14 protein-coding genes and 2 tRNA genes are annotated in these 14,055 nt (G+C 43.6%); 13 read left to right on the forward strand and 3 right to left on the reverse strand.

Translation table 11 applies throughout. From position 1 onward, the window contains the following. Window positions 1–9: 9 nt before the first annotated feature. From BN1765_RS01685 to BN1765_RS01705, 5 genes are all read left to right on the forward strand, one after another. Window positions 10–279, forward strand: a complete 270-nt coding sequence (locus BN1765_RS01685) for an RNA-binding S4 domain-containing protein (protein ID WP_050613578.1) — start codon at window positions 10–12, stop codon at window positions 277–279. Between the two features lie 73 nt (window positions 280–352). Next, the gene (gene yabP / locus BN1765_RS01690) at window positions 353–667 is read left to right on the forward strand and encodes a sporulation protein YabP (RefSeq protein WP_050613579.1); all 315 of its coding nucleotides are present in this window, start codon (window positions 353–355) and stop codon (window positions 665–667) included. Next, window positions 664–1,308, forward strand: coding sequence for a spore cortex biosynthesis protein YabQ (gene yabQ, locus BN1765_RS01695; RefSeq protein ID WP_050613580.1), 645 nt, complete (start codon window positions 664–666; stop codon window positions 1,306–1,308). Before yabP ends, yabQ begins: the two co-directional genes overlap by 4 nt. A gap of 5 nt (window positions 1,309–1,313) precedes the next feature. Continuing rightward, window positions 1,314–1,700 (forward strand): FtsB family cell division protein, encoded by a 387-nt coding sequence (locus tag BN1765_RS01700; protein WP_050613581.1) that lies wholly within the window; start codon window positions 1,314–1,316, stop codon window positions 1,698–1,700. Window positions 1,701–1,780: 80 nt separating this feature from the next. Next, complete coding sequence (locus BN1765_RS01705) at window positions 1,781–2,236, forward strand: S1 domain-containing RNA-binding protein (RefSeq protein ID WP_050613582.1); 456 nt, start codon at window positions 1,781–1,783, stop codon at window positions 2,234–2,236. 239 nt (window positions 2,237–2,475) lie between these two features. Here BN1765_RS01705 and BN1765_RS01710 read toward each other — a convergent pair whose 3' ends face one another. The 3 genes from BN1765_RS01710 to BN1765_RS01720 form a co-directional block, all read right to left on the reverse strand. After that, window positions 2,476–2,898, reverse strand: a complete 423-nt coding sequence (locus tag BN1765_RS01710) for an organic hydroperoxide resistance protein (protein ID WP_050613583.1) — start codon at window positions 2,896–2,898, stop codon at window positions 2,476–2,478. A 151-nt stretch (window positions 2,899–3,049) separates the two neighbouring features. Next, window positions 3,050–3,121, reverse strand: a tRNA-Glu gene (locus BN1765_RS01715). 8 nt (window positions 3,122–3,129) lie between these two features. After that, window positions 3,130–3,206: transfer RNA gene (locus BN1765_RS01720), tRNA-Met, on the reverse strand. A 354-nt stretch (window positions 3,207–3,560) separates the two neighbouring features. Between BN1765_RS01720 and spoIIE the strand changes: the two genes are divergently transcribed. From spoIIE to hslO, 8 genes are all read left to right on the forward strand, one after another. Further along, window positions 3,561–6,038, forward strand: a complete 2,478-nt coding sequence (spoIIE, locus tag BN1765_RS01725) for a stage II sporulation protein E (protein WP_050613584.1) — start codon at window positions 3,561–3,563, stop codon at window positions 6,036–6,038. 67 nt (window positions 6,039–6,105) lie between these two features. Next, the gene (locus tag BN1765_RS01730) at window positions 6,106–6,843 is read left to right on the forward strand and encodes a vWA domain-containing protein (protein WP_050613585.1); all 738 of its coding nucleotides are present in this window, start codon (window positions 6,106–6,108) and stop codon (window positions 6,841–6,843) included. After that, window positions 6,809–7,777: a protein kinase domain-containing protein gene (locus BN1765_RS01735; protein ID WP_315969823.1), complete on the forward strand. Its 969-nt coding sequence runs from the start codon at window positions 6,809–6,811 to the stop codon at window positions 7,775–7,777. Before BN1765_RS01730 ends, BN1765_RS01735 begins: the two co-directional genes overlap by 35 nt. A 255-nt stretch (window positions 7,778–8,032) precedes the next feature. Beyond that, on the forward strand, window positions 8,033–9,406 hold the full coding sequence (tilS, locus tag BN1765_RS01740; RefSeq protein WP_050613586.1) for a tRNA lysidine(34) synthetase TilS: 1,374 nt from the start codon (window positions 8,033–8,035) through the stop codon (window positions 9,404–9,406). 30 nt (window positions 9,407–9,436) lie between these two features. Next, the gene (gene hpt, locus BN1765_RS01745) at window positions 9,437–9,982 is read left to right on the forward strand and encodes a hypoxanthine phosphoribosyltransferase (RefSeq protein WP_050613587.1); all 546 of its coding nucleotides are present in this window, start codon (window positions 9,437–9,439) and stop codon (window positions 9,980–9,982) included. Between the two features lie 112 nt (window positions 9,983–10,094). Next, window positions 10,095–12,146 (forward strand): ATP-dependent zinc metalloprotease FtsH, encoded by a 2,052-nt coding sequence (ftsH, locus tag BN1765_RS01750; protein WP_082195393.1) that lies wholly within the window; start codon window positions 10,095–10,097, stop codon window positions 12,144–12,146. Window positions 12,147–12,362: 216 nt separating this feature from the next. Beyond that, entirely contained in the window at window positions 12,363–13,148 is a 786-nt protein-coding gene (locus BN1765_RS01755) for a type III pantothenate kinase (protein ID WP_050613588.1), read from the forward strand. Between the two features lie 15 nt (window positions 13,149–13,163). Then, window positions 13,164–14,042, forward strand: a complete 879-nt coding sequence (hslO, locus tag BN1765_RS01760) for an Hsp33 family molecular chaperone HslO (protein WP_050613589.1) — start codon at window positions 13,164–13,166, stop codon at window positions 14,040–14,042. Window positions 14,043–14,055: the final 13 nt, after the last annotated feature.

Here is a 14,055-nt window from a genome sequence, read left to right on the forward strand (position 1 = left end):
GGAAAAAACATGCGGTTAGATAAATTCCTGAAAGTATCACGATTAATTAAAAGAAGAACACTGGCTAAGGAAGTCGCGGATAAAGGACGGATCAGCATAAATGGATTGCCTGCCAAAGCGAGTTCAAATGTAAAAGTCGGCGATGAACTGTTCATTCAGTTCGGCCAGAAGCTGGTTACAGTCCGTATCGAGAAATTACAGGAGACTGTAAGGAAAGAAGAAGCTGCCGATATGTATAGTGTTGTGAAAGAAGAAAAAGTGAAGCACGAAGATTTCTAGGATTGGGGCCATGTTCTAATTTCTATCCGGCATTCATACACTTGTACAAAAAGAGTGTACAGGAGGCTTTAGGATGAACAACCAATTCAATGATCAAACAGATCTGAATAGAACGCGAAATACAGCACCGGAGCATGATGTTGTCATGCGTGGAAGGAAGCTGCTTGAAATAACAGGTGTCAAACAGGTTGAAAGCTTTGATAATGAAGAGTTTTTATTGGAGACAAGCATGGGCTTCCTGGCTATAAAAGGCGAAAATCTGCAGATGAAGAATCTCGATGTCGATAGCGGAATTGTATCGATCAAAGGGAAGATTTATGATCTGGTTTATGTGGATGAGCCATCAGGGGATAAAGCCAAAGGGTTCTTTGGCAAGCTGTTCAAATGACGCTGACTACACAGTTGTATACTTTGCTGTCCATGATTGGCATGGGAGCTTGCTTTGGAGCTTCTTTAGATACGTATCAGTTATTCCTGAAAAGGCCGGTAAGAGGCAGAGTCGTTGTCTTTATTCATGATATCCTTTTTTGGCTGGTCCAGGCGGTTGCGGTCTTCTATATTTTACTGTTCGTTAATCAAGGAGAATTGCGTTTTTATGCTTTTTTGGCGCTGGTATGCGGCTTTGCTGCTTACCAGTCGCTTTTGAAAAAAGGGTACATGCTCGTTTTGCACGCCGTTATTATATGCATAAAAGAAACGTATGCATTTTTGAAAAAGTTGCTCCATCTCTTGATCGTCAAACCGATTGTCGGCATTTTTTTGGCCATTGTTGCGATTGTGACCTTTTTGGGGAGATTACTTTTCTCTTTTTTTCGAACTATTTTGCGTATAATATGGTTGATCATCCGGGTTTTCTTTGCACCAATTGTGTGGATAATGGGGCTAATATGTAAATTATTGCCGAAACCATTCACTACCAAAGCAATTTCGTTATATAATCGAGGTAGAGGATTTTTGAAGCGGACGAAGAATTATATACAAAGAACTTATAGAACATGGAAAAATGGGGACAAGGATAAGAAGGAGTGAAAGAAATGGGAAGCTTGAAAGAAAGGAAAGTGGCTAAGATCCAATCGGAATTCGTTCAGCAACATGAGTATAGCCAACAGCTGCATACCAAGAAGAAGCGCGGATTATTTCGACGCCTTGCTGTCTTTGGAATCGGCGCGTGCATTCTTTCGGCTTTTGCGATTTCAACACTGTTCAGCCAATCGGCGGCAATTGATAAGAAACTAGAAGAAAAACAGCAGGTGGAAAAAAAACTAGCCGATCTGAAAAAGCAGAAACAGTCGCTAGAAGAGGAAATCGTCAAATTGAATGATGATGATTACATTGCGAAAATTGCCAGAAGGGACTACTATCTTTCCCAAAAAGGTGAAGTCATTTTAAATCTTCCAAAAAAGGAAGATGGAAGTGACTAATGTTGACACTGTTTTTTCACTTTCGTTATAATATAAACTAAGTATGATTTTTTTCATTTTTAAGGAGGAACATTTTTTTTATGTCAATCGAAGTAGGCAGCAAGTTACAAGGGAAAGTAACAGGCATTACTAAATTTGGGGCGTTCGTTGAATTGTCTGAGGGTATTACTGGTCTTGTGCATATCAGTGAAGTGGCTGACAATTATGTAAAAGATATTAACGATCACCTAAAAGTCGGCGATCAAGTAGAGGTAAAGGTTATCAACGTGGAGAAGGACGGCAAAATCGGCCTTTCCATCAAAAAAGCTAAAGATCGTCCTGAGCAATCTTATCAACCTCGCCCACAACGCCATGGCCATGGTAGAGGAGATAACCGTTCAAGAGATAATCGCCATCGGGATAACTCTCGAGGCCCTGTAAAAGAAAACTTTGAGCAAAAAATGGCTCGTTTCCTTAAAGACAGTGAAGACCGTTTATCAACTCTAAAACGTAGCACAGAAACGAAAAGAGGAGGCCGCGGAGGCCGACGTGGCTAATACTTGCTGCTGATGATATAGATGGCAGTTTTTCCTTTAATCTATAGAGTAGTAGTACGATGAATAGACAAGTGCCTTAGGCCTTGTCTATTTTTTTGTACAGTAAAAGCCCCCATTCAAAGAATGGGGGCTGCTGGCAGTTGTTTATCCCTAGGGCTCTTACTTCAATATGAAAGTGAAGACGAGCGGTATAATTGGGAAGATCAAGTGCTAGTAAGAATCCTTAACGTTTCGCTTTATTAGAGAACTTCCAACTCTACATCAATATTGCCTTTTGTAGCCTTTGAGTAAGGACAAACCTCATGGGCTTTTTTGACAAGCTCTTCAAGTTGGCTTTTCTCTGTATTTTCATCTTTCACTTGCAATTTGACTGCCAATTTAAACCCGCCGTCGCTCTCATCTTTCAACAGGCTGACATTGGCTGTTACTTCCGGATCTAATTTTACGCCATCTTTTTTTGCCACATTTTCAAGGGCGCTTCCGAAACAGGCTGAATAGCCTGAAGCGAATAGCTGCTCTGGATTTGTTGCCTGAGGCAGTTTTTCTTTACGCGGGGTGCCAGGCATGGCTAAATTTGTATCAATCACGCCGTCAGATGATTTAACCGATCCTTCTCTGCCGCCAATCGTAGTAGCGGTTGCTGTAAATAATAGGTTAGACATGCTATTCAACATCCTTTCTGGAATGCACTGGAAGTCTGTGCTTAGTACATGCTTTTTACCACATAACTCATCCGGCCAAACATAATGATTGTTTTCTCGGCAATCAAGCAAATAAAAAAACCATCAGATAATCTGATGGTTTTCAAAAGGATGACCCGTACGGGATTCGAACCCGTGTTACCGCCGTGAAAGGGCGGTGTCTTAACCGCTTGACCAACGGGCCTTCATATATGGTAGCGGCGGAGGGGATCGAACCCCCGACCTCACGGGTATGAACCGTACGCTCTAGCCAGCTGAGCTACGCCGCCATTATTTTGTCGTGCTGTTCAAGCACAAGATATATCTTACCTAGGTAAATGCCATTTGTCAACGGAAAGATAAAAAATATAATATTTCTGTCTTTTTGGCATGTTATGCGAAATAAAACCGGTCTATAAAATATTCATGCCTTTTTCTTTTAAATAAGGCTATTTTTCACTCTTTCTTTTAAAGGGAAAGATGATTTGTTGGGCAGCCCGACATGCTTTATGTACGTAATTGCCTTATTTAACAGAATTACGTCGAACGTTTTTATTGGGTGATTTCTACATTACGACAAAAAAAGAAGGCATGTCTCTCTATAATGAAAAACATGATAAGTAATCTTGATAGGAGTGAAAGGAATGGAGAAAGCTGGACAAAACACGTTGAACCGTACGAATGACATGCCGTTGCCGTATACAGGTGAGGGCGCTAAAAAATGGATGTCTATATTTCTAAAGAAAGTGGAGGATGTACTGATCCAGAGAGGCTTCTTTTTAAGTATTATCGGTTTCTTGCTGGGGAGGGCGCTTATCTTATCCCAGCTTGCCCCATTTGCGCTGCCATTCTTCGCTTCTGTCTATATGCTGAGAAGAAACAAGGCTCCCTATGCGTTAATCGGCCTTTTGGCGGGAGCGGCCACCGTCCATATGATGAACGGCGTGAGCATCTTTGCGGGTGCCATTATCTTCATGCTGTTGTATAAGGCAAGAGAGCCGTCATTGGCCAATCAATTCAAAATGGCCTCGCTTTATGTATTCATTTCGCTCGGCGTTACGAATACGGCTCTCCACTATGCGGCCAATCGCCAGCTTGTCCCGTATGATGGGATGATGATCGCGGTTGAAGCCGGACTCGCTTCTATACTTACCTTAATATTTATGCAATGCATACCGCTTATTTCCTTGAAAAAACGCACTCGTTCACTCAAAACGGAGGAAGTGGTCAGCATCATCATCCTGATGGCTTCCGTCCTGACAGGAACCATCGGCTGGTCACTGTATGGGCTATCGCTTGAACATATTATCTCACGCTATCTTGTCCTCATCTTTTCTCTAGCAGGGGGAGCTGCGATTGGATCAACAGTCGGCGTAGTCACTGGTTTGATCTTTAGCTTGGCCAGCATATCCACTTTATATCAGATGAGCTTACTGGCTTTTTCCGGTTTATTGGGGGGGTTATTAAAGGACGGCAAAAAGGCGGGGACTGCCGCTGGGTTATTGATCGGCACTGTTCTGATCGGTCTGTATGGGGATGGGAGCGGCAACTTGATCGTTACTGTATACGAGTCGATTGGCGCCATCTGCCTCTTTTTGCTGACGCCTGCTTCCCTGATTGAAAGAGTGGCCAAACATATACCGGGAACAATGGAATATTCCAATGAACAACAGAAATATATGAGAAAGATGAGGGATGTGACCGCTCAGCGGGTTGCTCAATTTTCCAATGTCTTTGAAGCTTTATCGGAAAGCTTTTCACAGATGGATGAATGGAATGGTGAAGATGATGATGTAAGGGAGTTTGATTTTTTCCTAAGCAATGTGACCGAAAAAACATGCCAGACTTGCCCCAAAAAGGAGCAATGCTGGGCGCTGAATTTCAATGACACATACGAAGGGATGAGGAATATTGCCAATGAGCTTAGCGCAAATGATAGGCAGTTGTCGGCCAGAACAGAAAGGGAGTGGGCCAAGAAATGCAGCACAACACGTCATAAGAAGGTGATAGACGCCATTTCGCAGGAGTTGTCTGTCTATCATGCCAACCAAAAATTAAAAAAACAGGTGAAGGACAGCCGCCGGTTGGTTGCTGATCAATTGAAAGGCGTTTCTGAAGTGATGGGTGATTTTGCAAAAGAAATCCAAAGAGAAAGAAAGAACCATCATGTGCAGGAGGAACAGATCCTGGAAGCAATATCTGATTTTGGCGTCCAATTGGGAAGCGTGGAAATCTATAATCTGGAACAGGGCAGTGTGGATATTGATATGACACTTCCTTACTATCAAAACCGGGGGGAATGTGAAAAAATAATAGCGCCGATTCTATCGGATATTCTTGGAGAGACCATTTTAGTGACATCAGAAGACTCAGAAAGCGTGGCAGGCTCCTGCTTTGCCAATTTCCGTTCTGCCCAGAAATACACAGTCTCAACAGGGATTGCACATGCGGCCAAGGGCGGAGGATTAGTATCAGGGGACAGTTACACCACCATGGAGCTAGGCGCCGGCAAGTATGCCGTAGCAATCAGCGACGGTATGGGCAACGGAGAAAGAGCCCATATCGAAAGTACAGAGACACTGATGCTTTTGCAAAAAATCCTTTTATCGGGCATTGAAGAGAAAATTGCGATTAAGTCTGTGAATTCGATCCTATCTCTGCGGACGACGGACGAAATTTTTTCGACGCTCGATCTTGCAATGATCGATCTGCAAGATGCAAAAGCCAAATTTCTAAAAATATGTTCTACACCGAGCTTCATAAAGAGAGGCGACCGTGTATTTAAAATAGAATCGAGCAACCTCCCGATCGGGTTTATGGAAGATTTAGACGTGGACGTGGTTTGCGAACAGCTGAAAGCGGAAGATTTGCTGATTATGATGAGTGACGGCATATTCGAGGGGCCCCATAACGTCCAAAATAATGAGTTTTGGATCAAACGCAAAATTAAGGAACTGGAGACGGACGATCCGCAGGCGATTGCTGATTGCATATTGGAGGAGGTCATACGCGCAAGAGGCGAAATTGAAGACGACATGACGGTGGTTGTGGCAAAAGTAAAGCATAATACGCCAAGATGGTCATCCATCCCGGTTTCGGCTATCCGGAAAAAGGCGCAGTAATGGTTTAGCTCCTCTCTTTTTTGGCGATGATGGTTACTACTATCAAAGTCAGGGAAGGGTGATTTTCATGAAACCAAGCACATTAAGGCAAATACTATTAATTACGGATGGCTGCTCTAATCAAGGGCCAGACCCTGCCGCTATGGCTGCTTTGGCGAGAGAGCAGGGCATTACGGTCAATGTGATCGGCGTAGTAGAAAATGATTCAATCGATGAACAGGGCATGCAGGAAATCGAAGCGATTGCAGCTGCAGGAGGAGGCGTCAGCCAGGTCGTCTATTCGCAAAGCTTGTCGCAAACTGTGCAAATGGTGACAAGGAAGGCAATGACGACAACCATTCAGGGAGTTGTAAATAATGAACTCAAGCAGATACTAGGGAGGGATGTCACAATTGAAGACTTGCCGCCTGAAAAAAGGGGCGAAGTAATTGAAGTAGTGGATGAATTAAGCGAAGTCTCGGCCTTGGAAGTACTGATCCTGGTGGATACAAGCGCTAGTATGAAACATAAGCTGCCTACCGTGAAAGAGTCGCTGATCGATCTCTCTATTTCTTTGAATGCAAGAATGGGGGAGAACAGATTTTCGGTCTTCCTATTTCCCGGGAAAAAGAATGATGTTGAGAAGATGCTGGATTGGACGCCAAAGCTCGATTCCTTGACGAAGGTGTTCACAAAATTGACACCTCGGGGCATTACGCCCACAGGTCCGGCTTTAAGCGAAGCCCTGCAGTATTTCGGCAAAAAACGTTCTCTAAGGAGATTGCTAGCAAATGATGAAGAATCATTCTATGAGGATTCAATGTAATATAGCACCAGGAACTACGATTAAAGGCAAATGGAATAAGCATAATTATACGGTGATAAGAGAATTGGGATCTGGAGCCAATGGAATTGTTTATTTGGCGGATTACAATGGGAAACAAGTGGCATTGAAAGTAAGCGATAATTATGCTGGGATTGCTTCCGAAATAAATGTCTTACAATCTTTTTCCAAGGTCCAAGGGTTTTCCCTCGGGCCTTATTTATTACATGGAGATGATTGGGTGAGCCATAGAGGCACGATGCCTTTCTATGTGATGGAATATATCCGGGGAGAAGAACTTCTTCCTTTTGTCAAAAGGAAAGGCAAGGATTGGATGGAAGCTCTGTTATTGCAGCTGCTGACACACTTAGAGCATTTACATTCGTCAGGCTGGGTGTTTGGCGATCTGAAGCCGGAGAACCTGCTGGTCACCATGCCTGCCCATCAAATCAGATGTGTGGATGTGGGCGGCACTACTCCCACAGGCCGCGCCATAAAAGAATTTACAGAGTTCTTTGACCGCGGCTACTGGGGAATGGGATCTAGGAAGGCAGAGCCCTCTTATGATTTATTTTCTGTCGCAATGATCGTCATAAATGTTTATCATCCCAATCGCTTTCATAAGCAGCCGGGGAAAAGCGGCCAGTTGCAGACGGTAATCAGGCAGACGCCTGGCTTAAGGGAGTACAAGGAAGTCTTGGAAAACGCACTGGCGGGCAACTATATTTCTGCAAAGCAGATGAGGGGCGATCTTCTAGCGGTTGTCAGAAAAAGAACGGGATCGGCTTCTACGGTACCCGCTGCCAAAAAAACAACCAGAACGAGGTCCGGGAACAGGCAAAAGAAGAAAAGAAACGGTTTTGCTGAAACGCTCTTTCTTGTCGTGTTGGTCTGCTGTCTGTATGGGCTCTATATTTATATACATATGCTGGGCTGATGGCTAAATGACCAGCGCCTGAATCGGTTTCGATTTATCCCATTCTAACTGGCGCCAATAATCCCAAAAGATGCCTGAAGGCGAAGAAGCATAAGTGGGAGATCAATCGCCAGTAAGAAGCCAAGTTTTACTTTATTTGAATTTTTTTCTTTTCTTTTGGAAAAAGTGATTCTATACAGTAAAATAAAAGTGTAAATAAGATAAAGGCAACAATTAGAAAGAAAGATCGATTTGCAAGGGTAAAGGGAGTTTAACATGTTAATTCAAAAGGCGTTGTACAGCATCAAGAAGCATCAATTATTGCAAAAAGGAGAGAGTGTTCTGATTGGAGTGTCCGGAGGGCCGGACTCGTTGGCGTTGCTTCATTTTATGGACAGCATAAAAGACCGCTTTTCTTTGCGATTAGGCGTGGCGCATGTCGACCACATGTTCCGCGGCGAGGAGTCATATCTGGATTATCTGTTTGTCAAGGAATGGTGCGAGCGGTTGGCGATCCCTTTCTACGGCATCCGGATTGATGTGCCGGCTTATATGGAACAGACAGGAAAAAGTTCTCAGGTTGCGGCGAGAGAATGCCGGTATGCGCATTTTGAAGACATCATGAAAAAGCATAATATACATAAGTTAGTCCTTGGGCATCACGGCGACGACCAAATGGAAACGATGCTGATGCGCTTCACCAGGGGAGCGGCCGGCAGCGCAAGGGCAGGCATTGCGAGCAAGCGCAGCTTTCCTTCCTATGAGGTTGTCCGGCCGTTTCTATGGGCGAGCCGAGCGGAAATTGACGAATATTGCCGTATTCATCACCTTAACCCGCGTTTGGATGAAAGCAATGATAAGTTGGCCTATACACGCAATCGGTTCCGGCATCGGGTTTTGCCTTTTCTGAAGGAAGAAAACCCGAAAGCGCACGAACATTTCCAACTTTTTAGTGAAGAGCTGCTGGAAGATGAAGCATTCCTCCTTTCTTTGGCTGAAGAAAAATTAGATAAAATGTGGGTGAAAGGCACGAATGAATCAAAGATTGATATTCCGTCTTTTCTTCAAATGTCAAAGCCTTTACAAAGAAGAGCGATTCAACTAATATTAAACTATCTTTATTTTGAAAGACATGAAGAACTATCCGCAGCTCATATTGAATCTGTGATTAACCTTTTTCATCATTCTCATCCATCCGGTGAAATACATTTGCCGTCGAATCTTAAAGTGCGCAAATCATACGATAGTTGCACATTTGCATTCGGTGAACAAGTGTCAGAACCTTATTCCTTCACTTTACATATCCCAGGAGAGCTTATACTTCCGAATGGATGTATGATCAAAGCCCACCAATTCGAGGGCGGCACTGCCCAGGGAAACGACACTTTTACGTTAGATCCCGAGCGTACACAACTTCCCTTGACAGTCCGAACAAGAAAAAATGGCGATCGTATGAAAATGAAAGGCTTAAATGGAACGAGAAAGGTAAAAGATATCTTTATTGATCATAAAATCCCTTTGGCCGACAGAGCTCTTTGGCCGATAGTGGTTGATGATAACCAAGAAATTCTCTGGATTCCCGGTTTGAAGAAATCAAACCAAGAAGCCGCAGGGGTAAACAAGTCTTTCATTACGTTAAAATATGTGTAGAATTCGTTCTTCTAGGAGGAAAGCAGTATAATGAGCTTGCACAATGAAATTGAAGAAGTACTAATTAGCGAAGAAGAGATCCAAGCGAAAATCCGTGAATTGGGCAAACAGCTTACGGAAGAATACCAAGATAAGTTTCCATTGGCAATCGGTGTCCTTAAAGGGGCTATGCCTTTCATGGCAGATTTGTTTAAAAGAGTCGATGCGCATCTGGAAATGGATTTCATGGATGTTTCCAGTTACGGGAATTCAACTGTATCTTCAGGCGAAGTTAAAATTATTAAGGATTTAAACACGTCTGTAGAGGGTAGAGATATCTTAATTGTGGAAGATATCATCGATAGTGGTTTAACACTGAGCTATTTGGTGGAACTATTCCGTTATAGAAAAGCAAAAAGCATTAAGATTGTGACGTTGCTTGATAAGCCGACAGGCAGAAAGAGCGACATTAAAGCAGATTATGTTGGTTTCATTGTTCCAGATGCATTCGTTGTTGGATACGGATTGGATTTTGCAGAACGGTACCGCAATCTCCCGTATATCGGTGTATTAAAGCCTGAAATATACCAAAACTAAGCGGATGGAACTTATATAAATGTACAGTCTGAAATGAATGTAAATGAATTGTAATAGGATGAGTTACTATGGTACCATTTTATTTATTCGTGACTGTGGGAGGAGGTAAGGAATGAATCGGATCTTCCGTAATACCATTTTCTATTTATTGATCCTTTTGGTCATTATTGGTATTGTGAGTCTTTTCACCAACAATAATGAGACTGATAAAAATATAAGCCAAAATCAATTCATCAATTACCTGGATGAAGGAAAAGTCAAAAGCTTCACCTTACAGCCTGAGAGCGGTGTCTATGCGGTGCAGGGACAGCTTAAAGACGCTAAGCAAGGCGAAACTTTCTCATCATATGTTGTGAACAGTGATGCGACGATGACTGATATCCGTGATGCAGTTGATAAAACAAATACAGAGATGAAAATCCTTAAGGCTAAGGAGACTAGTGGCTGGGTGTCATTCCTGACAGGGATCATCCCGTTCATTATCATGTTTGTATTATTCTTCTTCTTATTGAACCAAGCTCAAGGCGGCGGCGGCCGTGTGATGAACTTCGGTAAAAGTAAAGCTAAGCTTTATGACGATCAGAAGAAAAAAGTCCGATTCCCGGATGTTGCAGGGGCGGATGAAGAAAAACAAGAGCTTGTAGAGGTCGTTGAGTTCCTGAAAGATCCTCGTAAATTCGCCGAAGTCGGCGCGCGTATCCCTAAAGGGGTACTGTTAGTGGGACCTCCTGGTACAGGTAAAACATTATTGGCAAGAGCAGTTGCCGGAGAAGCAGGCGTTCCTTTCTTCTCCATCTCAGGTTCTGACTTTGTTGAGATGTTTGTCGGTGTCGGTGCTTCCCGTGTACGTGATTTGTTTGAAAATGCTAAGAAAAACGCTCCATGTATCATCTTCATCGACGAAATTGATGCTGTGGGACGTCAACGTGGAGCTGGTTTAGGTGGAGGACACGATGAACGTGAACAAACACTGAACCAATTGCTAGTTGAAATGGATGGTTTCGGAGTGAATGAAGGTATTATCATCATCGCTGCGACAAACCGTCCGGATATTCTGGATCCTGCCTTATTGCGCCCTGGCCGTTTCGACCGCCAGATCACAGTGGGACGTCCGGATGTCAAGGGCCGCGAAGCTGTACTTAAAGTACATGCCCGCAATAAGCCGCTTGACGATACAGTCGACTTGAAAGCAATCGCGACAAGAACGCCTGGATTCTCTGGTGCGGATTTAGAAAACTTACTGAATGAAGCAGCGCTAGTCGCCGCTCGCCAAAACAAGAAAAAGATCGATATGGCCGATATTGATGAAGCCACAGACCGCGTTATAGCGGGACCGGCTAAGAAAAATCGCGTCATTTCCAAAAAAGAACGCAATATTGTTGCTTTCCATGAAGCTGGCCACACGGTCATCGGTATGGTGCTAGATGAAGCGGAAGTAGTCCACAAGGTTACAATCGTGCCTCGTGGCCAAGCCGGCGGATACGCTGTTATGCTTCCGAAAGAGGACCGTTTCTTCATGACAAAACCGGAGCTATTGGACAAAATTGTCGGATTGCTTGGCGGACGTGTTGCTGAGGAAATTGTGTTCGGTGAAGTCAGCACTGGTGCACATAATGACTTCCAGCGTGCAACAGCTATTGCGCGCAGCATGGTCACCGAGTATGGCATGAGCGACAAGCTTGGACCGCTTCAATTCGGTTCTACTCAAGGAGGCCAAGTATTCCTTGGCCGCGATTTCAACAATGAACAGAACTACTCTGATGCCATTGCTTATGAAATCGACCTGGAAGTACAACGTTTCATTAAGGAATCTTATGAAAGAGCGAAGACCATCCTTACTGAAAACCGTGACAAGCTTGATCTGATTGCCACTACATTGCTTAAAGTAGAAACATTGGATGCTGATCAAATCAAGAGCCTTTTCGAAAACGGCAAATTGCCAGAACGAAAATACCAAACATTGAACGGCAAACTTGATTCTGAAGACGGTGATGTAAAAGTAAACATCGGCAAGAAAGAGGAAGAGCCAGCAGTTAATCCGCCACTGGATGAAGGCAAGACACCTGATATCGACGAAAAACATGTTGATCAGGAAACGCCATCCATCCCTGAAGGAAACATGCAGGATAAACCGATATCTTTCCCAACTGATAAAAAAGAGTAAGCCAATTTCAATGAAAGCCGGTCCCATTGAGGGATCGGCTTTTTGAATGCCATCTTGAAGAGGATATACGATAAAGCAACATATAGTTGTGCATTGCCGTGAAATAAGATCTTTAAAAGAGCAGCAGTTGAATCTTTGTTTTAGGTTTTCAAATTATCTGTATGAGAACGATTGTGTTATGATGTGAAGATGAAAAACGTTAAAAGTGGTGAGAAAATGATATTAGTTTTGGATGTAGGGAACACAAATACAGTCATCGGCGTGTATAAGCACGATGAATTAAAGCATCATTGGCGTATCGAAACGAACCGGAGCAAAACAGAAGATGAGTACGGCCTGACCATTAAGCTGTTGCTTGAGCATGTAGGGTTGTCATTCAGTCATTTTGACGGAATAATCATTTCATCCGTCGTGCCGCCGATTATGCCTGTATTGGAGAGAATGTGCCTTAATTATTTTAAACAAACACCATTAATAGTAGGACCTGGCATTAAAACAGGCTTAAATATAAAATATGATAATCCAAAAGAAGTGGGAGCTGACCGAATTGTTAATGCAGTTGCCGCCATTCATGAATACGGCAGCCCACTGATCATTGTTGACTTTGGAACGGCCACTACCTATTGCTATATAAACGAGAAGAAGCAATATATGGGGGGAGCGATTGCACCAGGGATCGGCATCTCAACGGAAGCTCTTTACTCCAAAGCATCAAAGCTGCCGCGCATTGAGGTGGCCAAGCCGGAATCCATTATCGGCAAGACCACCATTGGCGCCATGCAATCGGGCATCCTGTATGGCTATGTCGGACAGGTTGAAGGAATTGTTTCCCGTATGAAAGCACAAAGTAAAGAAAAGCCGACAGTAATAGCCACGGGTGGACTATCATCGCTGATCGCGAGCGAATCAGACAGCATCGATGTCGTCGATCCATTTTTAACGCTTAAAGGTTTAAAGCTGATTTATCAACGGAACAAAGACCAATCGACTAAACATATATAAGGAGAGTGTCAATAGATGAAAGACTATTTAGTGAAAGCATTAGGATATAATGGACAAGTAAGGGCGTATGCAGCTTCAACAACGGAAACAGTAGGTGAAGCGCAGCGGCGCCACTATACATGGCCGACAGCTTCTGCAGCACTAGGACGGGCCATGACAGCAGGCGTCATGATGGGTGCTATGCTTAAAGGTGAAGATACATTGACAATCAAAATTGAAGGCGGCGGCCCGATCGGCACAATTCTTGTAGATAGCAACGCCAAAGGAGAAGTTCGTGGTTTTGTGACGAATCCGCAAACCCATTTTGATTTGAATGAACATGGCAAACTTGATGTAAGACGCGCGGTCGGAACGGAAGGAATGCTGACTGTAGTAAAGGATATTGGGCTTCGCGATTATTTCACCGGCCAGACGCCAATCGTATCAGGCGAACTTGGAGACGACTTTACTTACTATTTAGTGACATCCGAGCAAGTTCCGTCTTCAGTAGGTGTAGGCGTACTTGTGAATCCGGATAATACGATCCTTGCCGCTGGCGGATTCATTCTTCAATTAATGCCGGGGGCTGAGGAAGAGACGATTTCAGCTATTGAAGAACGCCTGAAAACGATTCGTCCCATTTCAGCATTGATCAAGGATGGATTGACTCCGGAAAATATCCTCGAAGAATTACTAGGTAAAGGAAATGTCCAAATTTTGGAGAAAATGCCGGTTGGATTTGTCTGCCAGTGTTCTAAAGAACGCTTCGAAAATGCGTTGATTAGCTTAGGCAAAGATGAAATACGCAATATCATCGAGGAAGACGGCCAAGCAGAGGCGAATTGCCACTTTTGTAATGCGAAATATCATTTTACAAAGGAGGAGCTTGAACAATTAGAAAAAGACGCTCAGTAAAAGGGGATCGTAT

It is taken from the genome of Bacillus testis (assembly GCF_001243895.1).
GTDB classification, from domain to species: Bacteria; Bacillota; Bacilli; order Bacillales; family DSM-1321; genus Bacillus_AD; species Bacillus_AD testis.